This window comes from Nisaea sp., from assembly GCF_039990255.1.
Classification (GTDB): domain Bacteria; phylum Pseudomonadota; class Alphaproteobacteria; order Thalassobaculales; family Thalassobaculaceae; genus Nisaea.
Map to the genome: position 1 here is coordinate 42,084 of NZ_JBDXGG010000002.1, position 22,118 is coordinate 64,201.

The 22,118-nt window shown below is 59.4% G+C and carries 18 protein-coding genes; 7 read left to right on the forward strand and 11 right to left on the reverse strand.

What is annotated here, in order from left to right:
- The first annotated feature begins 4 nt into the window (after positions 1-4).
- Both ABJ076_RS00250 and ABJ076_RS00255 read left to right on the forward strand, forming a co-directional pair.
- Positions 5-3,343 carry an error-prone DNA polymerase gene (locus ABJ076_RS00250; protein ID WP_348192549.1) on the forward strand — a complete coding sequence of 1,113 codons (3,339 nt, stop codon included), beginning with the start codon at positions 5-7 and terminating at the stop codon, positions 3,341-3,343.
- Positions 3,344-3,389: 46 nt separating this feature from the next.
- On the forward strand, positions 3,390-3,980 hold the full coding sequence (locus tag ABJ076_RS00255) for a putative glycolipid-binding domain-containing protein (RefSeq protein WP_348192552.1): 591 nt from the start codon (positions 3,390-3,392) through the stop codon (positions 3,978-3,980).
- A gap of 24 nt (positions 3,981-4,004) precedes the next feature.
- Here the strand turns inward: ABJ076_RS00255 and ABJ076_RS00260 are convergent, their stop codons facing one another.
- Positions 4,005-4,604: a helix-turn-helix domain-containing protein gene (locus ABJ076_RS00260; protein WP_348192555.1), complete on the reverse strand. Its 600-nt coding sequence runs from the start codon at positions 4,602-4,604 to the stop codon at positions 4,005-4,007.
- A gap of 69 nt (positions 4,605-4,673) precedes the next feature.
- On the opposite strand from ABJ076_RS00260, the gene ABJ076_RS00265 reads away from it, so the two are divergent.
- The gene (locus ABJ076_RS00265; protein WP_348192558.1) at positions 4,674-5,099 is read left to right on the forward strand and encodes a VOC family protein; all 426 of its coding nucleotides are present in this window, start codon (positions 4,674-4,676) and stop codon (positions 5,097-5,099) included.
- Here the strand turns inward: ABJ076_RS00265 and ABJ076_RS00270 are convergent.
- The 4 genes from ABJ076_RS00270 to ABJ076_RS00285 form a co-directional block, all read right to left on the reverse strand.
- On the reverse strand, positions 5,096-5,836 hold the full coding sequence (locus ABJ076_RS00270; RefSeq protein ID WP_348192560.1) for a sulfite exporter TauE/SafE family protein: 741 nt from the start codon (positions 5,834-5,836) through the stop codon (positions 5,096-5,098). The two genes, ABJ076_RS00265 and ABJ076_RS00270, sit on opposite strands and share 4 nt — an antisense overlap.
- Positions 5,837-5,838: 2 nt before the next feature.
- Entirely contained in the window at positions 5,839-6,189 is a 351-nt protein-coding gene (locus ABJ076_RS00275) for a DUF6614 family protein (protein WP_348192563.1), read from the reverse strand.
- A gap of 122 nt (positions 6,190-6,311) precedes the next feature.
- Positions 6,312-7,526, reverse strand: a complete 1,215-nt coding sequence (locus ABJ076_RS00280) for an NADP-dependent isocitrate dehydrogenase (protein WP_348192566.1) — start codon at positions 7,524-7,526, stop codon at positions 6,312-6,314.
- 129 nt (positions 7,527-7,655) lie between these two features.
- Positions 7,656-8,240, reverse strand: coding sequence for a TIGR00730 family Rossman fold protein (locus tag ABJ076_RS00285; RefSeq protein ID WP_348192569.1), 585 nt, complete (start codon positions 8,238-8,240; stop codon positions 7,656-7,658).
- A 123-nt stretch (positions 8,241-8,363) separates the two neighbouring features.
- Here ABJ076_RS00285 and ABJ076_RS00290 point away from each other — a divergent pair, with 123 nt between their 5' ends.
- Genes ABJ076_RS00290 through ABJ076_RS00300 form a run of 3 tightly spaced genes read left to right on the forward strand, consistent with a single transcriptional unit; the run spans position 8,364 to position 11,176 of the window.
- Positions 8,364-9,539: a LysM peptidoglycan-binding domain-containing protein gene (locus ABJ076_RS00290; RefSeq protein ID WP_348192571.1), complete on the forward strand. Its 1,176-nt coding sequence runs from the start codon at positions 8,364-8,366 to the stop codon at positions 9,537-9,539.
- Positions 9,540-9,554: 15 nt separating this feature from the next.
- Positions 9,555-10,265: a phosphatidylserine decarboxylase gene (locus ABJ076_RS00295; RefSeq protein ID WP_348192573.1), complete on the forward strand. Its 711-nt coding sequence runs from the start codon at positions 9,555-9,557 to the stop codon at positions 10,263-10,265.
- 41 nt (positions 10,266-10,306) lie between these two features.
- Positions 10,307-11,176: a phosphatidylcholine/phosphatidylserine synthase gene (locus ABJ076_RS00300; RefSeq protein ID WP_348192576.1), complete on the forward strand. Its 870-nt coding sequence runs from the start codon at positions 10,307-10,309 to the stop codon at positions 11,174-11,176.
- A 24-nt stretch (positions 11,177-11,200) separates the two neighbouring features.
- Here the strand turns inward: ABJ076_RS00300 and ABJ076_RS00305 are convergent, their stop codons facing one another.
- The 4 genes from ABJ076_RS00305 to ABJ076_RS00320 all read right to left on the reverse strand — a co-directional run bounded on the left by ABJ076_RS00305 (position 11,201) and on the right by ABJ076_RS00320 (position 16,958).
- Positions 11,201-11,923, reverse strand: a complete 723-nt coding sequence (locus tag ABJ076_RS00305) for a spermidine synthase (protein WP_348192579.1) — start codon at positions 11,921-11,923, stop codon at positions 11,201-11,203.
- 52 nt (positions 11,924-11,975) lie between these two features.
- A protein-coding gene (gene prfB / locus ABJ076_RS00310) for a peptide chain release factor 2 (RefSeq protein WP_348192582.1) occupies positions 11,976-13,098 on the reverse strand; the annotation gives its coding sequence in 2 pieces (ribosomal slippage) (positions 11,976-13,028 and positions 13,030-13,098; 1,122 coding nt in all).
- A gap of 43 nt (positions 13,099-13,141) precedes the next feature.
- Complete coding sequence (locus ABJ076_RS00315; RefSeq protein WP_348192585.1) at positions 13,142-15,583, reverse strand: penicillin-binding protein 1A; 2,442 nt, start codon at positions 15,581-15,583, stop codon at positions 13,142-13,144.
- Between the two features lie 133 nt (positions 15,584-15,716).
- The gene (locus tag ABJ076_RS00320; protein WP_348192588.1) at positions 15,717-16,958 is read right to left on the reverse strand and encodes an N-acetylmuramoyl-L-alanine amidase; all 1,242 of its coding nucleotides are present in this window, start codon (positions 16,956-16,958) and stop codon (positions 15,717-15,719) included.
- A gap of 580 nt (positions 16,959-17,538) precedes the next feature.
- On the opposite strand from ABJ076_RS00320, the gene ABJ076_RS00325 reads away from it, so the two are divergent.
- On the forward strand, positions 17,539-20,169 hold the full coding sequence (locus tag ABJ076_RS00325; protein WP_348192590.1) for an Rne/Rng family ribonuclease: 2,631 nt from the start codon (positions 17,539-17,541) through the stop codon (positions 20,167-20,169).
- Between the two features lie 71 nt (positions 20,170-20,240).
- Here ABJ076_RS00325 and rsmA read toward each other — a convergent pair whose 3' ends face one another.
- Complete coding sequence (gene rsmA, locus ABJ076_RS00330; protein ID WP_348192592.1) at positions 20,241-21,086, reverse strand: 16S rRNA (adenine(1518)-N(6)/adenine(1519)-N(6))-dimethyltransferase RsmA; 846 nt, start codon at positions 21,084-21,086, stop codon at positions 20,241-20,243.
- A complete protein-coding gene (pdxA, locus tag ABJ076_RS00335; protein WP_348192595.1) occupies positions 21,079-22,110 on the reverse strand; it encodes a 4-hydroxythreonine-4-phosphate dehydrogenase PdxA in 1,032 nt (343 codons plus the stop codon). Before pdxA ends, rsmA begins: the two co-directional genes overlap by 8 nt.
- Between the last annotated feature and the right edge of the window lie 8 nt (positions 22,111-22,118).

Genomic DNA, 22,118 nt, shown 5'->3' on the forward strand with positions numbered 1-22,118 from the left:
ACCCATGTCCGGATATGCCGAGCTTCACGTCTCCAGTAACTTCAGTTTCCTGCGGGGTTCTTCTCATCCGGAAGAACTGGTGGAGACGGCAGCCCGGCTGGGCCATGCAGCTATTGCCATCGCTGACCGGAACAGCCTCGCCGGTGTGGTCCGAGCCCATATTGCCGCCAAGGCACATGGCATAAAGCTGATCGTCGGCGCGTGCCTCGACCTTGAGGACGGCACGCGTCTGATCTGTCTCCCGACCGACCGGGCTGCCTATGCACGGCTTTCCCGTATGTTGAGCCTCGGCAAACGCCGCGCCGCCAAAGGGGAATGCCTGCTCACCCGTCAGGATGTGATTGAGTATCGCGACGGACAGCTGTTTCTGCTGCTACCGCCGGAGCGTCTTCCGGATGACTACGCTGCGGATCTCCAGTTTTGGGCTGCGGCGCTTCCCGCCGCCTGCCACGTCGCGGCTAGCATGCTTTATCACGGAGATGATTCCCGAAGGCTGCGGGCGCTTGCTGAATGTGCAGCAGGGGCCGGTCTGAATTTGATTGCGACCAATGACGTGCATTATCACCTGCCGGAACGTCGCCCGCTGCAGGACGTGCTGACCTGCATTCGCGAGCATTGTCGGATCGATGAGGCGGGCTGGCGGCTCGATGCAAATGCGGAGCGCTATCTGAAACCGCCGGGAGAGATGGTTCGGCTATTCCGGGACTGGCCAGAGGCCATTGCCGAAACAATCCGTATTGCCGACCGATGTCACTTCTCACTGGACGAGCTAGCTTATGAATATCCTGACGAGATCGCGCCGAATGACCGGCCGGTGCAGGAAGAACTTGAGGAGATAACCTTCGCGGGTGCGTCCGAACGCTATCCGGAGGGCATCCCGCCGCCGGTGCTGGCCCAGTTGCGACACGAGCTGGACCTGATCGCCCGGCTGGATTACGCGCCATACTTTCTCACTGTCTACGATCTGGTCCGCTTCGCCCGAAGTGAGGGTATCCTTTGCCAGGGGCGGGGCTCGGCTGCCAATTCGGCGGTCTGTTATTGCCTGGGTGTCACATCGGTCGATCCGTCCCGCACGGATCTGCTGTTTGAGAGATTTGTCAGCGAGGCACGCGGCGAGCCACCCGATATAGACGTCGATTTCGAACATGAGCGGCGTGAAGACGTTATCCAGTACATCTACAGGAAATACGGCCGGGAGCGGGCTGGCCTCGCGGCCACGGTGATCAGCTATCGTTCCCGCAGCGCATTGCGCGATGTTGGCAAGGCGATGGGGCTTTCGGAGGACGTGGTCGGTCTGTTGTCGTCCCAGGTCTGGGGACGGCATGGGGATGCCGTCTCGGATGAGCGTATCCGCGAGGTCGGTCTCGACCCGGCGGACAGGCGGCTCACCATGGCAATGAACCTCACCCGGCAACTGATGGGCTTCCCGCGGCATCTTTCCCAGCATGTCGGCGGCTTTGTCATTACCCGTGGGCGCCTCGACGAACTGGTGCCGATCGAGAACGCGGCGATGGCGGACCGCACCGTGATCGAATGGGACAAGGATGATCTTGACGCGCTCGGGATGCTCAAGGTCGATGTTCTTGCCCTCGGCATGCTGAGCTGCGTGCGCAAGGCGTTTGCCTTGCTGGAACGCTATTACGGGCTCGATTACGATCTTGCGTCCGTACCGGCGGAGGACCCGAAGGTCTATGACATGCTGAGCCGGGGGGACAGTCTCGGCGTCTTCCAGGTGGAGAGCCGGGCCCAGATGGCGATGTTGTCGCGCCTGCGTCCGCGCAATTTCTACGATCTCGTCATCGAGGTGGCGATCGTTCGGCCGGGGCCGATCCAGGGCGACATGGTTCACCCGTATCTTCGCCGCCGGGACGGTATCGAGCCGGTCGCGTTTCCATCGGAAGAACTGCGGGACGTGCTTGGCAAGACACTCGGTGTTACGCTCTTCCAGGAACAGGCGATGAAGATCGCCATTGTTGCGGCCGGGTTCACCCCCTCTGAGGCGGATCAATTGCGACGCGCCATGGCGACCTTCAAGAAGACGGGCCAGATCGGTCGGTTTCGCGACAAGATGATCGAAGGCATGGTGGAGCGGAACTATGAGCGCGATTTTGCCGAGCGGTGCTTCCGGCAGATCGAAGGGTTCGGCAATTACGGTTTTCCGGAAAGCCACGCGGCCAGTTTCGCTCTGCTTGTCTATGTTTCCAGCTGGTTCAAGTGCCGGTATCCGGCTGTCTTCGCGGCGGCGCTGCTGAATTCGCAGCCGATGGGCTTTTACGCCCCGGCACAGATCGTACGGGATGCCCGCGAGCATGGCGTCACCGTGCTGCCGCCGGACGTCAATCACAGTGCCTGGGACTGCGATCTTGAGCCGGACGGATCTGGCCGCTTCGCACTCCGTCTGGGGCTCCGGCAGATCAAGGGCATGCGCGCGGAAGATGCCGAGATGGTCGCCGCCTGCCGGGGGCAAGGGTACCGTGATCCGGGTGATCTCTGGCGCCGGGCCGGTATTACGCCGCCAGTGCTGGAAATGCTGGCGCGGGGTGACGCCTTCGCTTCCATGGGGCTGGCCAGACGCGAGGTGTTCTGGGCGGTCCGCGGCCTTGCCCGTGCTGTGACCGGCCTTGTCCGTTCCGATCGGGACCCTGGCGGACTACCGCTCTTTCTTGCTGCCGAAGCCCGGGAGCAGGCACATATCACGCTGCAGGAAGCCGCCGTACACCTCCCGGCGGCGCCGCTGGGGGAGCAAGTGGTGGAGGATTATGCCGCGCTTCATCTGTCGCTTAAGGCCCATCCCGTGGGCCTGCTCCGACCGAGCCTCAAGGGTGATGGCTGTATCCGATGCGAGGATCTGGACCGGACACGCGACGGTAAGAGGGTCCGGCTTGGGGGGCTGGTGCTGGTGCGTCAGCGGCCCGGTACGGCAAAGGGCATCATCTTCATCACTCTGGAGGACGAGACAAGCGTTGCGAACCTGATCGTCTGGCCCGACCGGTTCGAGCAGTTTCGCCGGATTGTGCTCGGCGCCAAGTTCCTCGGCGTCACCGGTCTGGTGCAGCGGGAGGGCCGGGTGATCCATGTGGTGGTCGAAAAGCTGGAGGATTTGACCTACAGGCTTGGATGGCTGACCGACGGTACCGTGGACGGGGCCGGCTTCAATGGGGCCATTGCCAATGCGGATGAGGTTTCCCGACCGCAGGACGACTACCGCGAGAAACCGCCGCGTCCAAAGCTTCCGCTTCATCCGGCGCCGAACCCGGAGCAGATCCGTCCATCAAAGCCGCTCCACACTCATCCCCGCAATATGAAACCGGACTTGAAGGTGGTAAGCCGTGATTTCCACTGATCGGCCTTACTGACCGGTCGATGCCTGATAAGTCATGGGTCGGTGTATGACGACGAGAGGATACATCATCTGGCGCCGACTCGATGAGTCTGGCACCGATCTTTGCCGTATCATGCGAGGCGATGACGCGTGGCTTCTCTCAGGCTCCGCAACAGGGCTTCGTGGCGGGGCTCCGATACATCTTGATTATCATGTTGCTTGCAATGCGGGCTGGGTAACACGGAAAGTGCGTCTTCTAGGGTGGGCGGACAGTCGCCGGATTGATCTGGTTATTCGGCGAGACGATGGCGGGGCCTGGACATGTAACGGGCAACCAGTCCGGTCCGTTACGGGGGCGTCGGACATAGACCTCGGTTTTACTCCGGCAACCAACACTGTCGCCGTCAGGCGGAATGGTCTCGCTCCGGGTACTCCCATTGAAACCACAGCCGCCTGGCTCGACGAGGCTGACTGGAGTCTGAAGCCGCTCCGTCAGATCTATCGCCGCGTAACGAATGACCGGTTTGAGTACGCATCGCCCGCCAATGGCTTCAACGCGACGCTGTTCATGGATGAGGTAGGTCTGGTTCGTGACTATCCCGGGCTTTGGACCGCAATTGACAGGCAGGGCGAATTTGTCGGTGGGATCAGCGGTTAAACGCAGCCACTTCGTGATGACCGATCACGTCCCGGCTGCTCTCCCGGCGAGCGTTTTGATCAATGTTGCCATAGCGCTTTCGTAATCGTCGCGGGGGGCACCGTACGCGATGGCAAGTGCTGCGCGGTCGAATGATGCGGAGAGCATATCCGCAAGGGCCTCCACTTCAGGGTCTGGAGTCCGGCCGATAAGTGCGGCGAGCCCGTCAAGCAACGATCCTCCGCCTGTTTCCCTGTCGATGCGGGACATTTCTTCGGGTCCAAGTATGGCCGGACCGTCGAGCAAGAGTAATCTGACGCGGCCTTGCGCGGCCATTGCGTCGAAATAGGCATTCGATCCGGACACCAGGGCAGAGAGAGGCGTCGCTGTGGCGCTGGCGCTTTGTTCGATTTCCGCGCTCACGGCGACCGCCTCTTGCTCGATAACACTACGGAACAGGTCGTCCTTGTCCCGAAAATGGTGATAGAGCGCACCACGGGTGACATTTGCCGCTTTCACGATTTCTGGAGTGCCGGTGTCCGCATAGCCCTTCTCGATGAAGAGGGCTCGGGCCGCGGAGAGCAAGGCCGTGCGGGTTTCCCTGGTGCGCTCACGATTAGACCGATGGCCGGAATTTTCTTGCATACATACAGCCTGTATGTTTATTGAATTTTACATGCACACTGTATGTAAATGTCATAGGGAGCGAAAGGTATGAAATGTACGCAGTTCTATCCGGTCATCCTGACCCGCGATGTTTCTGGAACAGCGCAGTTCTATCGGGACAACTTCCGTTTTGAGCCTGCCTTCGAGAGCGATTGGTACGTCCATCTTCAGTCAAATGAAGATGAGGCAGTAAATATCGCCATTCTTCAGGGCGATCATGAGACGATCCCCAAGAGCGGTCGTGGCCATACGACCGGGTTGATCCTCAATTTCGAAGTACCTGATGTGGATGCGGAATATGCGCGGGTCGAGGCGGCGGCGTTGCCGGTATTGCTTCCGTTGCGGGATGAGCCTTTCGGGCAACGCCATTTCATTACTCAGGATCCGAACGGGGTGTTGATCGATGTCATCACACCGATCCCGCCAAGTCCGGAGTTTCTGGCTCAATATGCGCCAGCGGCGGTCCCGTCCTAGAGGGCTGGGATTAGCAGTCCGATCCCTGAGAGACCGAGCATCCAAAGCAGCACTTTCTTGAATTGTGCGTCATTGATCCGACGATAGAGCAGGAACCCGAGCGCGCTGCCGAGGATCAGAGCGGGGGCTGACACCCCGAGCAACGTCAGAACATTGTCTGGAAGACGATCCTGCAAAATTAACAGGGTCAGGGTCGCACTGTGCATCGCCGCGTTGAAAAGCTGGAAGGTCGCCCGCTGCTTGTCCTTCGGCCATTTCATCAGGCTGCACCAGATGGTCGGCAGCACGCCAGAGAGGCCGGCGAAGCCGCCCATGACACCGCCGCCGAGACCCACCAGCCCATTCAGAAATGGGTGTTTTCCGGTGACAGCGGGAAACCGGCCGCTGAGAAGCAGGCCGCCGCAATAGAGGATCAGCGTCGCGCCGACGAACACCCGGAAGGGGGCAGGATCAACCAGTGGCAGCAAGGCTACCCCTGCTGGGACACCGATGAGTCCGCCAAGGATAAACACCCAGGCGGAGCGGAAATCAATGGAACGCCAGATCGCAGCGAAAGTGCTGAGCAGAACCAGCAGCGAGCAGATCACCACCATGGGCGCCGCTTCGGCCGGGCTTAGTACATGCGCCCAGATACCGAGCGAGGTGATTGCGAAGGCGAAACCGGCAAGTCCTGAGGCAAGCGCGCCAGCAAAGGCACCCAGGGCGATGATGCCGTAGTAAAAGAGTTCGTTTTCCAAGATCAGAACCGTTCTTCGCCACGTTGGCGCTGCGGGTCCGGGAAATCGCGGTAGAGCGTGAAGCGGACGTTCTGGACTTTCGAATTCACCGCATGATGAAAGCTTTCGACCGGCTCGCTGCGGGTCGAGACATGAGTGAAGGCAGCATCGAGCTGCGTCAGATCTCGGGTCTCCAGCCACATATGGAACTCGGTTCCATCGGAAGGACCGAGGCCGAGCTTGCGCCGAGTGATGCGGGAACCTTCGATCAGGCCCTCGCCTTTCAGATAGGCGAAGTAGCTCTGGACGGAGTCTGCAAACTCCATATCCGACACGCCCGGCTTTAAGTCGCAGTAAATATGATAGAAATCCATCGGTCCCACTCTCTCCGAAATCGAATAAAGCGTTTCCGGCGAAGGCTTGGCCAGAAAATTCGCCCGAAACGAAAGCGGGCCGCCCGAAGGCGGCCCGCTTGTCCGACAGTGCCGGAGATCTTTTAGCTCATCGCCTTCTGCAGGTTCTCGTCCAGTTTGGACAGGAACTGCTGGGTGGTGAGCCAGGGCTGATCCGGGCTGATCAGCAGCGCCAGATCCTTGGTCATGTCACCGGCTTCGACTGTGTCGATACAGACTTTTTCCAGAGCTTCGGCGAATTTCGCCACTTCCGGTGTCTCGTCGAATTTGGCGCGGTAGGAAAGACCACGGCTCCAGGCGAAGATCGAAGCGATCGGGTTGGTCGAGGTTTCCTTGCCCTGCTGATGCTGGCGATAGTGACGGGTCACGGTGCCGTGGGCGGCTTCCGCTTCGACAGTCTTCCCGTCCGGGGTCATCAGCACCGACGTCATCAGGCCGAGCGAGCCGAAGCCCTGGGCCACGGTGTCGGACTGCACGTCGCCGTCATAGTTCTTGCAGGCCCAGACGAAGCCGCCGGACCATTTCATTGCAGCCGCGACCATGTCATCGATCAGGCGGTGCTCGTAGATGATGCCCTTGGCCTTGAACTTCGCCTCGAACTCTTCTTCGAAGACTTCCTGGAACAGGTCCTTGAAGCGGCCGTCATAGGCCTTGAGGATGGTGTTCTTGGTCGAGAGATAGACCGGCCAGCCGAGATCGAGGCCATAGTTCAGGCAAGCCCGCGCGAAACCGCGGATTGAGTCGTCCAGGTTGTACATGGACATGGCAACGCCGCCGCCCGGGAAGTCATAGACTTCGTGGGTGATGGCTTCGCCGCCGTCAGCCGGCTGGAAGGTCATGGTCAGTTTACCTGGACCCTTCACCACCATGTCGGTGGCGCGATACTGGTCACCGAACGCGTGACGACCGATGACGATCGGCTGTGTCCAGCCCGGAACCAGCCGGGGCACGTTCTTGCAGATGATCGGTGAACGGAACACAGTGCCGCCGAGGATATTGCGGATTGTGCCGTTGGGCGAGCGCCACATCTTCTTCAGGCCGAATTCCTCGACCCGGTCCTCGTCCGGCGTGATGGTCGCGCATTTGACGCCGACACCGTGTTCCTTGATCGCGTTGGCGGAGTCGATGGTGATCTGGTCGTCCGTCTTGTCACGGCTTTCCATGCCGAGGTCGTAATATTTGAGATCGACATCGAGATACGGAAGAATGAGCTTTTCCTTGATCATCTCCCAGATGATCCGGGTCATCTCGTCGCCGTCGAGCTCGACGATAGGATTCTTGACCTTGATCTTGGCCATCTAGCTGGCTCCCTTGTGGATGGATTATTTGAGCTGCGGCGGCAAAATATCAGCTAGGCGGCGCAATGCAAGATGCGCGCTGTGGGCCTGCCGCCGGTTTACTGGTCTAAAACAAGATAAGCGGGACAGTCAGACCCACTTTGAGTCTACTTTTCCGTGGCTCACGGGGGCGGCCGCAATCTTCGGGAAAATATCCTCGACGCTGTCAGCGATCTGAAGGATTGATCGGTTTTCAGCGCGCGCGAACCCTGTCTCGACCAGATGATCAACCAGTGCGATCAGGGGATTCCAGAACCCGTTAATATTGGCGATCACCACCGGTTTTGCCGAAAGGCCGAGCTGCGTCCAGGTCACGACCTCGAAGGTTTCATCCATTGTGCCGAGGCCGCCCGGCAGGATCACAAACGCATCGGAGCGCTCATACATGATCCGCTTGCGGTCATGCATGTTGTCGGTGACGATCAACTCGTTGAGCCCGTCATGGCCAACTTCGTAATCCTGAAGGAATTTCGGAATGACGCCGAGGACCGAGGCGCCGGCTGCGAGCGCGGCGTCTGCGGCTATCCCCATAAGGCCAACATGCCCACCGCCATAAACAAGGTCACACCCTTTTTCTCCGACAAGGGTTCCGAACTGGGTTGCGGCCTGCCGGAATGCTTCATCGACTCTTCCTGAAGAACCGCAGAATACGCAGATGGATTTTTTCTCTTTCATACGTTCGTCTATCTCACCCTCCAAAGATTCGGTCAAGTCGCATAAAGTTACAGTTTTCCGCTGCATTGCGCCCGCGATTGTAAGGGTTTATTGTCACTCGACCGCGTGATGGAGCCCCAAAGTATGTTATCGAAGCCGTATCTGATCGGCGCCGCCGGAATCTTGGTGCTCGCCTCGGCAGCGGGGTTGTTCTACTGGACCTCGGAAGAGGAGGGTTTACCGCTTCCAGTGGAAACGCCGAGCACGGAAAATCCTGCTGTAGCGTCTGCACCGAAACCGGAAGCCGTGCCTCCTGCCGTTGAGCAGCCGTCGCCGGCTGTTGAGAAGCCTGATCTTTCGGAGCCGAGCTTCGATGTCGTCCGCGTCGATCCTGAAGGCAACACAGTCATTGCAGGCAAGGCTAAACCGAATGCGAACGTCCGGATTATGGACGGTGAGCGGAAAATCGGTGAAGTGCAGGCTGATGAGAAGGGTGATTGGGTTTTCCTTCCGGAACAGAAACTACCATCAGGCAGCAGCGTACTGACGCTTGAAAGCGATACCGGCACAGATACGGATATCCCGACGAAGTCCGAAAATGCAGTGGTTGTCGTGATCCCGGAAACGGGCAAGGACATCGCAGGGCAGGAGGCCAAGGAGACGCAAAAGCCTTTGGCCATGGTGGTGCCGCGCGATCAGGCTTCCAGTGTGCCGACGAAAATTCTGCAGGCGCCGGCACCGAAAGCTGAAGCCGCGAGCCCGGCGACACAGGCACCGAAAGCTGTGGAGCCGGTTGCAGAACCAGCGAAAGCCCAGTCCTTCCCTGAGACTGCGACGGCAAAAGCAGGCGATACCGCCTCCTCGGATACTGAGACCGATGTGACCCTTGACGTGATCGATTATGACGACACAGGCGCTGTCGTCTTCAGCGGCAAGACCACGCCCGACACAGAAGTTCAGATCTATGTCGACAATACCCTCGCGGCACGCGCGAAGTCAGATGCCGAAGGTAATTGGTCGGCGAAGCCCGAACAGAATATCGAAACCGGAACCCATCAGGTGCGAGTCGACAAAGTGTCGGCAAGTGGTCAGGTGCTCGCCAGGATAGAACTGCCCTTCATTCGTGCGATCCCGTTCACGGGATTGCCGAAGGACTCGATCGTGATTATACAGCCGGGCAACAATCTCTGGCGGATCGCCAGCCGGGTCTATGGCTCCGGCTTCCGTTATACCGAGATCTATCAGGCGAACAGCGATCAGATCCGCGATCCTGACCTGATCTATCCGGGCCAGGTTTTTGGATTGCCGACAGTCAACTAATCGGGCGGAAAATACATGTTAAATCAGCAGGACGATGGCGTTCTGAAGGGCGTACTGGTCCCCGTGGCGCGTGAAGGTTACCCGTTCATCGCCGCCTTTGCGGTGCTTACGCTGCTGCTCTATGCCGTATGGGAGCCGCTCGGTTTTGTCGGCCTCGTGCTGACGATGTGGTGCGTCTATTTTTTCCGGAACCCGGACCGGGTGACCCCGAGCCGTGAAGGACTTGTCATCACGCCGGCCGACGGAGTGGTGCAGATGATTGTTGATGCTCCTCCGCCCAAGCAACTCGACATGGGCGACGAGCCGATGTGCCGGGTCAGTGTTTTCATGAATGTGTTCGATTGCCATGTGAACCGGATCCCGGTCGACGGGAAGGTCAGCAAGCTGGCTTATGTCCCGGGCAAGTTCGTCAATGCCGCTTTCGACAAGGCGAGCGAAGAGAACGAGCGGCAACTGGTCGCGGTCGAGATGAAGGACGGGCGCAAGGTCGCTTTCGTGCAGATCGCCGGTTTGGTCGCGCGCCGGATCATCTGTTATCTTCAGGAAGATCAGGCTGTGCAGGCTGGTGAGCGGTTCGGCCTGATTCGCTTCGGCAGCCGGGTCGATGTCTATCTTCCGAAAGGCGTCAATCCACAGGTCACGGTGGGGCAGCGCGCGGTTGCGGGCGAAACCGTGATTGCCGATCTGAATTCCGCCGAGGCGGCGCGTAAGGGCGAAATCCGCTAGATCACTGGCGGGTCCGATAACTGGACACGGATAAAAACACCATGATCAGGGGCAGACGGCGCCGGCTTCCGGTGATTTCGATCAGCAAGCTGATTCCGAACATGATTACCGTCATGGCGTTGTGCGCCGGGCTGTCCGGTGTCCGGTTCGCTCTAAACGAGCAATGGACGCTGGCCGTTGGTGCGATCGCGGTCGCCGCCATTCTGGACACGCTCGATGGCAGCATGGCTCGCCTGCTGAAGGGGCAGAGCAAGTTCGGTGCCGAGCTCGACTCGCTTGGCGACTTCATCAGCTTCGGTGTCTCGCCGGCCCTGATCCTGTTCCTCTGGTCGACACAGGAACTGAAGAGTTTCGGCTGGATGGCGGCCCTGTTCTTCGCCACCTGCATGGCGCTCCGCCTGGCCCGGTTCAACACGAAGGTAGAAGATCCAACATTGCCGCCCTTCACCTACCGGTTTTTCACTGGAGTGCCGGCGCCTGCCGCTGCAGGGCTTGGCCTGTTGCCTCTGATCCTGAGCTTTGAGGTGGATTTGGGTTTCCTGCATCAACCACATTTCCTGGCGATCTGGCAGGTTGTCGTTGGTTTGCTGATGGTCTCGCAGGTTCCGACCTATTCCTTTAAGGGCGCCCGCGTCCCGCAAAAGCTGGTGCTGCCATTGCTGATCGTGGTCGGTGGCTGCGTCGCCTGGCTGGTCAGTGCACCCTGGCAGTTCTTTGCCGCCTTTATCACGACCTATCTGCTTTCACTTCCGCTCAGCTACCGCTCCTACCTCCGCCTGCAGCGTAAGGTAGACGAGAGTGACGACGTGCAATCTGACGAGGCGCCTGAGAACAAGGCCGCCGAGTCGTCGGAAAATGGATCGGCAGACGATGCTGAGAATGTAACGCCAATTGGCAAGGCGAAAACCTGAACTCATAATCTGGCGCCTTCGTCCTTAGGCAGCTGCAGTCCGAGCAAGATAGACCGTCTGCGTGAAGGGGCGGTCCTGTAGCGGGTTGTGGAAGGTAACTGGCTCGGCCCAGGCCTCGGCGAACACTCCTGAGAGCCTCTCTGTGAATGCCGGATCGGGATCGTCGTCCGACCAGAGGCCGAAGATGCCGCCGGGCTTGAGATGCGCGGCTAGTGCTCCCAGGCCTTCAGAGCCGTAGAAGCCGACGCTTCGGTCATCCAGAAGCGCCTCCGGTGAATGGTCTATATCGACCAGAATGGCGTCGAAGCGGCGGCCTGGGACGTCGGGATCGAAACCGGCCTTGCTACCGGCCCCGGCGAAGAAGTCTCCCTGTACCAGCTTGCAGCGGGCGTCGTCTGCTACCTCCGTGCCGAGTGGGACCAGTCCGGCACGGTGCCAGTCGATCACCGCTTCCAGCATGTCAACCACCAGCATAGAGCCGACGCTGTCATGCTCCAAGACCGCCTTGGCCGTGTATCCGAGGCCGAGGCCGCCGACCAGGATGTCGAGCTTGCCGCCACTGAGTGCTGCAAGCCCCAGATCGGCGAGAGCGATCTCCGACGCCGTGAACAGGCTCGACATGAGGTGCTCATCGCCGAGCATGATCTCGAAGACATCGACGCCGAGCCGCAGCTCGCGCCTCCGCCGTAGACTGATTGGGCCGATTGGCGTGGGCCGGTAGTCCAACTCTTCGAAATACAAGCTCATCAGGCTCGCGTACCTCCTCGGGAGCAAGTGACTCTTGCCTGACTGGGCTGGGTTAATTCGGCGTGTTGGCGTTCCCGTCGCCCAATTTTTGCGCCAGTGAGGCTTCCAGAAACTGGTCGATATCTCCGTCGAGCACAGCCTGCGTTGCTGAGGTTTCTACGTTGGTCCGCAAGTCTTTTACCATCTGGTACGGCTGCAGCACGTAGGAGCGTATCTGGTGACCCCAGCCGATATCCGATTTCCCGGCCTCAACCTCGGTTGCCTCATCCTCGCGTCGTTGCAATTCCGCCTCATAGAGACGTGCTTTCAGCATGTCCATGGCGGTTGCCCTGTTGCGGTGCTGGGAGCGGTCGTTCTGGCACTGGACAACGATATTTGTCGCGATATGGGTGATGCGAACGGCCGAGTCGGTTCTGTTCACGTGCTGACCGCCAGCGCCTGAGGCCCGGTAGGTGTCGACCCGGATATCCTTGTCCTCGATAACGATGTCGATGCTGTCATCGATCACCGGATAGACCCAGATGCTGGAAAAGCTCGTATGTCGGCGCGCGGCGCTGTCATAGGGCGAGATCCGCACCAGACGATGTACGCCGCTTTCGGTCTTCAGCCAGCCATAGGCATTGTGGCCGTTGACCTTGATGGTCGAGGATTTGAGCCCGGCTTCTTCACCGGCGCTTTCTTCGAGCCAGTCGACCTTGTAGCCATGGCTCTCGCACCAGCGCGTATACATGCGCAGCAGCATTGAGGCCCAGTCCTGAGCCTCCGTGCCGCCTGCACCTGCGTGGACTTCGAGATAGCAGTCGAAACCGTCCGCCTCGCCGGAAAGCAGGCTCTCGATCTGACGCTTCTCACAGACTTCCTTCAAACCGAAGATCGTCGCTTCGGCTTCGGCGACGATATCTTTATCCTCTTCCATCTCGCCGAGTTCGATCAGCTCAATCGCATCCGCGAGGTCTTGTTCGAGTTGCTTGACGCCGTTCAGGTTTTTTTCGAGCTGGGTTCGTTCGCGCATCAGTTTCTGAGCGCGGTCCGCATCGTCCCAGAGGCTCTGGTCCTCGACGAGGGCATTCAGTTCCGAAAGGCGGACATGGGAAACATCCCAGTCAAAGATGCCTCCTCAGCAGCTCTATCGACTGCTTGATCTCTTCGGCGGTCGCGGTGATTTCCGCACGCATGGCCGACGCACTCCCTGATTGGATTGAAAAGAGGTGGGCGCTCTTAATATAGCCCGGAGCCGCGTCCCGCAACCGGAGCCGTGTTACCAGGACCGGCCGATCCCCATCCGGCAGTATCGCCGCCGAACACGATCTCACTTTCGCCGGTCGGCTCGGTGCCGCTCTTGAAGCTCTCTACCATCACGCTTCGGTCGCCCGGCTGAGCGAGAGCACCGGTCTCAACATTGATCCGCACCTTGCGCACCCCCGGCGGAATCCGGAAGGGGATAGATGGCTGATCGGCCAGCGCCTTCTGCATAAAATGCTTGAAGAGAGGCGCCGCAACATTGGAGCCGGTATCCCGCGGCCCCAGTGTTTTTGGCTGATCGAAGGCGACAAAGGCGCCGACCGCGAGATCCGGCGTGAAGCCGACGAACCAGGTATCAACATTATCGTTCGTGGTACCCGTCTTGCCGGCGAGTGGTTTGCCGATGGTCGAAATCCGACGCCCGGTGCCCCGCTTTACGACGCCTTCCAGCATGCTGACCATCTGATAAGCCGAGGCCGGGTCGGCAACCTGCTCGCGGGTGTCGGGAATGGCGGGCACCGGCTCGATCCGCCATCGGGTGGCGATACAGCCGCTACAGTTCCGTGCGTCATGGCGGAAAATGGTACGCCCGTTGCGATCCTGTACCCGGTCGATCAGGGTCGGCTCCACGCGTTTGCCGCCATTGACCAGCATGGAATAGGCGGTTGTCATCCGGATCAGGGTGGTCTCTCCGGCGCCGAGCGCCATGGAAAGGTGTTTCGGCATGTTGTCGTCGATGCCGAAACGTCGGGCATAATCCGTGACGAGATCCATGCCGATGGTCTGGGCCAAGCGCACCGTCATCAGGTTCCGGGATTTTTCGATACCCAGCCGCATCGGGCTCGGACCGTAGAATTTCTTGGTGTAGTTGGCGGGCTTCCATTTTCCGAGACCGGGGCCCTGATCAATCACGAAAGGCGCATCCAGGATGCGGGTTGCTGGCGTGAAGCCGTTATCGAGTGCCGCCAGATAGATAAACGGTTTGAACGAGGAGCCGGGCTGTCGGGACGCCTGGGTGACCCTGTTGAATTGGCTGTCACGGAAGCTCCAGCCGCCACTGAGTGCAAGCACACGTCCCGTATGTGGGTCCATGGCGACGAGGCCGCCTTCGACATCTGGGATTTGGCGCAAGGTATAGGTGTTGGGCGGGTAGTCCTTGTCGTCACCGTCTTTGGTGACCGGTTCGACGAAGATAACATCCCCCGGCGCAAGGACGTCCGAGGCTTTCTTCACACGGCCGCCGAGTTTCTGCTTTTCGCGCCATTCCCGTGCCCAGGTGATCTCGCCGAGAGGGATCACACCGAAGGAGCCGTCCTCGAAGCCGATCTGCACTTGTTTATCTTCGACGATCAGAGCAAGCGCTTTACGCCAGCCTGGCAATGCACTTTCCGATACCTGAAATTCCCCGAGGGCATCTCCCCAGCCGGCCACAACGTCGATCCGGCCGAGCGGACCGCGCCAGCCGTGGCGCCGGTCGTAGTGCATCAATCCCCAGTGCAGGGCTTCATCCGAGATGCGCTGAAGTTTAGGGTCGAGAGTAGTGCGCACCGAGAGACCGCCTTCGTAAAGACCGTCCTCGCCGAACCGGTCGACCAACCAACGCCGAACTTCTTCTGCGAAATAATCGGCTTGTGCGACCTCTGTCACTGTTCGCTTGTGGGTGGTGAGTGGTTGGTCCTTTGCCGCCTCCGCGTCTTCGGCGGTGATAAAGCCGTTTTCCTCCATCTGACCAATGACCCAATTGCGCCGGATAACCGCAGCATCGTGTTTTCGGTCGGGATGGTAATTGTTCGGGGCTTTCGGAAGTGCCGCGAGATAAGCGGCCTCGGCGATGCTCAACTCGTCCAGGCTTTTGTCAAAATAGTTCAGCGCTGCAGCGGCAACTCCATAGGAGCGCAAGCCTAGATAGATTTCGTTCAGATAAAGCTCGAGGATCCGGTCCTTGCTGATCGCGCGCTCGATACGCAGCGCCAGGATGGCTTCCTTGGCCTTGCGTTCAATGGAAACTTCGTTGGTCAGCAGGAAGTTTTTCGCTACCTGTTGGGTGATGGTGGACGCCCCGCGGGGGCGCCGGTTCTGCGCAAAGTTACGCACATTGTCGATCACAGCCTTGGCAAGGCCGACGAAATCGATGCCTGGGTGGCTGTAGAAATTCTTGTCCTCGGCCGAAAGGAAGGCCTTTATGACCCGGCGCGGCATGGCATCAATCGGCACGAAAACTCTGCGCTGCCGAGCGTATTCGCTGAGCAGGCGTCCATCACCTGCATGCACACGAGTCATTACCGGGGGCTCGTAATCGGCAAGCTGTTTATAGTCCGGCAGCCCGCGACCGAAATGGTGCAAGCCCCACAGCACGCCGCCTATGGCGATCACACAGCCAATCAGAAGTGTCGAGAACAGAATTAAAATCCAGCGCATGCGCCGATTAATGCCTCCGGTTGCGCAGCTTGCAGGCTGCATGACAAGCGCATAATACCACTTTCAATGTGACACAATTGTGCGCGATGTCATGTGGCTATCGCGTGAATGGCTGAGGCTGGCATTTTCGGATTTAATTTGCGCGGGCAGCCGACTGGACGTGATCGAAATAATTGTCGATTGATCTGCGGAGCGCGCCGGCGACACGTTTGAGGTGCGCATTGGAGCGCAGCAGCTTCTCGTCGTGATTATTGGACAGAAACCCAAGCTCGACCAGAACCGACGGAATATCGGGTGCTTTCAGGACGGCGAAACCGGCAAACCGATGCGCGGTCTTGAGCAGCTTGACTTCACCGCGCATCTCGCGGACCAGCATTCCGGCGAAACGGGCGGAGTGGTTCATTGTTTCGCGCTGGGCAAGGTCGATCAGGATACTGGTGACTTCAGGTGTTTCCGTTCCGAAATCCATACCGGCGATGATGTCCGACTTGTTTTCATTCTCCGCAAGCTGATTCGCTTCCTTGTCCGAGGCTTTTTCGGAAAGCGTGTAGATGGAGGCGCCGCGAAGCTTGCGGTTGGGGATCGAGTCGGCATGCAGGGAGACGAAAAGATCGGCCCCAGCGCGACGGGCGATCGCGATCCGTTCCCGCAGGCGCAAAAATACATCTCTATCCCTGGTCAGCACGACCTTGTACCGCCCCGTACGTTCCAACTCGCTCTTCAGTATTCGGGCTGCGTTCAAGACGATTTGTTTTTCATACACCCCGGAGACCCCGATGGCGCCAGGGTCGACGCCGCCATGACCGGCATCGATTGCCACCAGAACCTTTTCATTGGCTCGGCGCTGGGGACGGGTCAACAATGGGGGAGCCGCTGGTTTAGGAGCCGTCAGTATCGGACGCCGTGCTGCCTGTGCCGCTGCCACGGACTTGGCTGACTCTTTTAGGAAAGCGGCCCGGGTCGATGGTTTGAGGTCGAGGACGATGCGCGGGCTCTGTTTGCCTTTGGCGGGAAGAGAGAAGGCGGCGGCGATGGAATAGGGGTGCGAGGTATCGATCACCACGCGTGAGGTGCCGGGACGGAACAGCCCGAAACGGAAACCCTTGATTGCTTTCGGGCGTCGGCTCTCCGGATGCGCGTCTCGGGAGAAGGTGACTTCAGGCAAGTCAATGACGACCCGGTAAGGGTTTGCCAGGCTGAATACCTTGAAATCGAGCGGGCGGGAGAGATCCATGACGAAGCGGATCTTGTCCGGGTGCTGGCCGATGCGGATATCTTCGACTGTCCCGTCTATGGCCATGGCCGCTGGTGTCGCGCCAAGTATGCCAAACAGGACAAGCAGAAGTGTCGTGATCCGTCTTTTCAATATCTGCACCGGTCCGCGCCCGCATATGCGTCCATGCCACAATCACGAATATTATTAACTACTGCCGATTCGCATTGCAATAAAATCTCTACGAATCAGTATTTTGAACGGAACTTCTTGAGCGTAACATTAATTTTTGTGGGAGTTGGGTCAAGTTTGAAGGAAATCATTGTTCCGAAAATACAAAGTGATTATGTTACGCGGGTGCAGGTCCGTAGCGGACAGCGCAGATTTCTGCCCCGTAACTTTCGGAAACGTAGTGCCGGGGCGCCCTAATGGCGCGGGAATGCGCCGACATTCTACATAACGGGACATGTTCCGATCGTGATCCACGCTGGTCCAAATCCGATTATTCCCGCGCAGAGCCGCCCGACGGTTCTGTGTGGTGAGGTCGTGGACGAGCTTTTCAGAACGGATCGAATGAACAGTGTTCCTGCTATCGCAAAGAAACGCGGCGTTGTTGGCGATTGTGCTCATGCCCTCGTTTCGCTCTCAGAGAACATGCCCGCGGACGCGGCGCCTATGCGCATCGGGAGACTGAATCCCGACGTACGGCGCGCGACACGCGTGGCCCAGGAGTCTACCTTTAATGTCAAAAAGCATGTTGATCGACGCCACACAGGCGGAAGAGACCCGGGTGGTCCTTCTGAGTGGCAATCGTGTCGAAGATTTCGACTTCGAGACAGAATCCAGAAAGCAGCTTAAGGGAAACATTTATCTTGCCCGGGTGACCCGGGTTGAGCCTTCCCTGCAGGCAGCTTTCGTCGAATATGGCGGGAACCGTCACGGCTTTCTCGCCTTCAGTGAAATCCATCCAGATTATTACCGGATCCCGGTAGAAGACCGCGAAGCGCTGCTCGCCGAAGAGCGGGCGGAAGATGCGGTTGCTGCTGCCGCTGACGGTGAGGACGCTCCGGCGCCTACTCCGGAAGAGCGGGCAGAGGCCCGGGCTATTCACGAAACCGGAGACGAAGACGAGGACGGTCCGCCGGCTCCGCCGCCCGAAAGTATTGGTGGCGACGATACGGATGGCGATGACGACGATGTTCGTCCGCGGAAAAATACCAGCCGTCGTTACAAGATCCAGGAAGTCATCACCCGCCGCCAGATCATGCTGGTGCAGGTGGTCAAGGAAGAGCGTGGCAACAAAGGCGCGGCGCTCACCACATACCTGTCACTCGCTGGTCGCTATTGCGTGTTGATGCCGAATACCGCGCGGGGTGGCGGGGTGTCCCGCAAGATCACCAATATCGCCGACCGCAAGCGCCTGAAGCAGATCGTCGAGGGCTTGGAATTGCCCGAGGGTATGGCGGTGATCGTCCGTACGGCGGGCAGTCAACGCACAAAGACCGAGATAAAACGCGATTACGAGTACCTTATTCGGCTTTGGGACCAGATCCGCGAAAAGACGCTGACCTCATCGGCGCCCTGCATGATTTACGAGGAAGCGAACCTTATCAAACGTTCGATCCGCGATCTCTACACCCGCGATATCGGCGAGGTTCTGGTTGAGGGCGAAGACGGGTATCGTATCGCCAAGGACTTCATGCGGACCCTGATGCCGAGTCACGCCAAGCGCGTGCAGCCCTATAAGGAACAGACGGTTCCACTGTTCCACCGCTATCAGATCGAGGGCCAGCTCGACGCGATCCATAACCCGGTCGTGCAGCTGAAATCCGGCGGGTATCTGGTGATGAGCCAGACCGAAGCGCTGGTTGCTGTCGATGTGAACTCCGGCCGCGCCACGCGCGAGAGGAACATTGAGGAAACCGCGCTGAAGACGAACCTCGAGGCGGCGGACGAAGTCGCGCGCCAGCTTCGGCTGCGCGACATGGCCGGTCTTGTGGTCATCGATTTCATCGATATGGACGAGCCGCGCAACCAGCATGCCGTCGAACGGCGCATGAAGGATGCGATGAAGAACGACCGGGCGCGGATTCAGCTCGGCCGTATCAGCCATTTCGGCCTGATGGAACTGTCCCGTCAGCGGCTGCGTCCGAGTGTATTCGAAGCATCGACCCAGGTTTGCGTTCATTGCGCCGGCAGCGGTCGCGTGCGCACCACGGATTCGACGGCCCTTCATGTACTTCGGGCGATAGAGGAAGAAGGAATCAAGCAGAAGTCCAATGAAATCTCGGTTTATGTCCCTTCCGAAGTTGGCTTCTACATTCTGAACAAGAAGCGTCAAGCTCTGGCGACTATTGAGGAAAGATACGGATTCCTAGTCTTTCTGGAAGCCGATGACAGCTTGATGCCGCCTGATATGCGCATCGAGCGCATGTTGCCGAAGCCGGCTAGCGAGCGGATCGATCTTGCGGCACCCATCGTTGCTCCGAACATCGAAGAAGTCGATGACGTGGACGAGATTGAGGCCGACGCCGAAGTCGAGACGGAAGATCGTGACGAGGAGCGTCGTCCCAAGCGGTCCCGGCGTCGTCGCCGTCGCGGTGGTGACAAACGTGCTGCCGAGCAACAGGACCAGGGTGATACCGTCTCAGAGGAAGCGGCAGAAGAAGGCGAAGAGAGTCCTGCCGATGCTCCTGCCGATGGAGAGTCCGCTTCTGGCGATGACGACGATGGCAACAAGAAGCGCCGCCGTCGCGGCAAGCGCGGTGGCCGTCGCCGGTCCCGCCGTGGCAACGGTGAAGAGGGCGCGGCAGCGAACGAGAACGGCGAAGACGCGGAGCAGACCGGTGCGGACGCTCCTGAAGGCCCTGACGGTCAGGAAGCATCCGTTGAACAAGCGGCTGCTTCTGAGCCGGAGGTAACAGAGGCTCCGGTCAAGACCGAGGACGCTGCATCAGATGCGGCACCGGTTGAGACTGTCGCAAATGACGGAGCCCCGGCTGCCGCGGAAGAAAAACCGAAACGCAAACCGCGTGTCCGGCGTAAGAAGGTCGCTGAAACCGAAGCCGCCCCCGTAGCCGAAGGGGAAGAGAAGGCGGAGAAGACCGAAGAAAAGCCCGCGAAACCGCGTCGCCGTAGCCGGGCCAAGAAAGCCACGACTGTTGAAGAGGCGCCGAAAGCAGACGCAGCCCAGGCGAATGAGACACCGGCCGCTGCCGAGGTTTCATCCGCGAGCGGATCTGACGAGATTGCCTCGGCGGCTCCATCCAAGCCGGAGAAAGTGTCTGGCGATAGTGGCGCCGCTGCCGACGAGAGTCCTGCCAAGGAAGGCAAAACGCGCCGTGGCTGGTGGAACCGGCTGATTCCGTCTTAAGACAACTATAGAAATCATGAGAAAACGGGGTGCCGGTCAGGCGCCCCGTTTTTGTTTGTGCTTGAGAAACATCAACGCTGAGCGGCTATAGCACGTGCAAGCGCGCAAAAATCTTCGACAGTCAATGTTTCCGGCCGGGCTGTGGGCTCGATACCAACGGCTTCCAGGAACTCTGCACCGCCATAGCTTCTGAGGGATGCCCGCAGCATTTTTCGGCGCTGTGAAAATGCGTTGGCGGTAACCTGTTCCAACAGATCGGGGTCTGCTTCGGCGAGTGGCTTCAGGCGCGGTTTAAGTCGGACGACCTGGGACGTAATTTTTGGCGCGGGTGTAAAGGCGCGCGGCGGAATGTCGAATAGGGGAAAAACTTCCGCCCTCCACTGTGCGGCAATACTGAGCCGTCCGTATTGCGGAGTCGACGGTGATGCAGAGATCCGTTCCGCCACTTCCTTCTGGAACATCAGCGTGAAGCTTTCGTAGGCCTCGGCCCGCTTCAACCAGCTCAGCAGCATCGGGGTGCCGACATTGTAGGGGAGGTTCGCAATCACACGACGCGGTGCCTCTCCCAAAGCTGTTAGATCGATATCCATCGCGTCCGCTTCGATGATCTCCAACCGTCCATCAGCGGCTTCCACAAGGTCCTGCAAGGCTTCGATCGATCGACGGTCACGCTCAATGGCGATAACTTTCTGGGCGCCTTCCAGCAAAAGCGCACGGGTCAGGCCGCCAGGCCCTGGACCGATTTCGATGCAAGTGCCTTCTGCAAGATTGCCGGCTGCGCGGGCGATGCGGCGTGTCAGGTTGAGGTCGAAGAGAAAATTCTGGCCGAGCGATTTCCGGGCCGATAGCTGGTAGCGCGCGATGATGTCGCGTAGCGGAGGCAGCGCCTCGACGGCGGTGATAATCGGATCAGTCATTTTGATGCATCGCCCTGGCACGCGCCATGTCGCCCGCCATGGCTAGGGCGGCGATCATGCTCCCCGCATGGGCGCGTCCGGTGCCGGCCAGCTCCAGCGCGGTGCCGTGGTCTGGCGATGTGCGGATGAAGGGCAGGCCGAGGGTTACATTCACGCCACCCCAGAAATCCAGGGTCTTGATCGGTATCAGTGCCTGATCGTGATACATGCAGATCGCCGCATCGTAGCTTTCACGCGCTTCGGCATGGAACATGGTGTCGGCGGACAAGGGGCCGAACGCCGCGATGCCGTCGGCTTTCAAAGTTTCCACCGCAGGCGCTACGATGTCCCGGTCCTCGGTTCCGATGGTGCCATCTTCGCCGGCATGCGGGTTAAGCCCGGCTATGGCCAGCCGCGGCGCCTTGCAGCCGAAGTCTCGCTTCATGGCTTCGGCAGTGATCCGTGCCTTGGTGACGATCATCTCGGTTGTGAGAGCCTCCGGGACCTGCTTCAGCGGGACGTGGATGGTTATTGGAATAACACGAAGTGCAGGGGATGCCAGCATCATCACAGGTGTCATGTCCGGGCCAGCAAGTGCCGCCAGGAACTCTGTATGACCAGGATATTTGAAGCCAGCTTCATACAGCACGCTTTTCTGGATCGGGTTGGTTACGACGCCAGCGGACCGCCCTTCGCAGGTGTATTGTACGGCGCGTTCTATCCCGGCAATGACCGCACTGCCATTTACCGGATTGAGCTTGCCGGGGACTGGGTCGGCGGAAAACGTAATGGGCAGAACCGGGAGTGCGCGCTGGAACACCTTGGCCGCGTCCTCGGGCTTATCTACAGCTTCGATCGGTACATTGGCTCCGATCAGATGTGAAAGCTTCTCAAGTCGCTCCGGATCATCAAGCAAGAAGAACGGGCAGAGGCGGTTACGGGCGGAGGACCAGGCTTTTAGGGTGATTTCCGCACCGGCGCCGGCAGGCTCTCCCGGCGTGACCGCGAGAGGAAGGATGTCGGAGAGACTGGGGCTGACTGTCACTGCCCTGC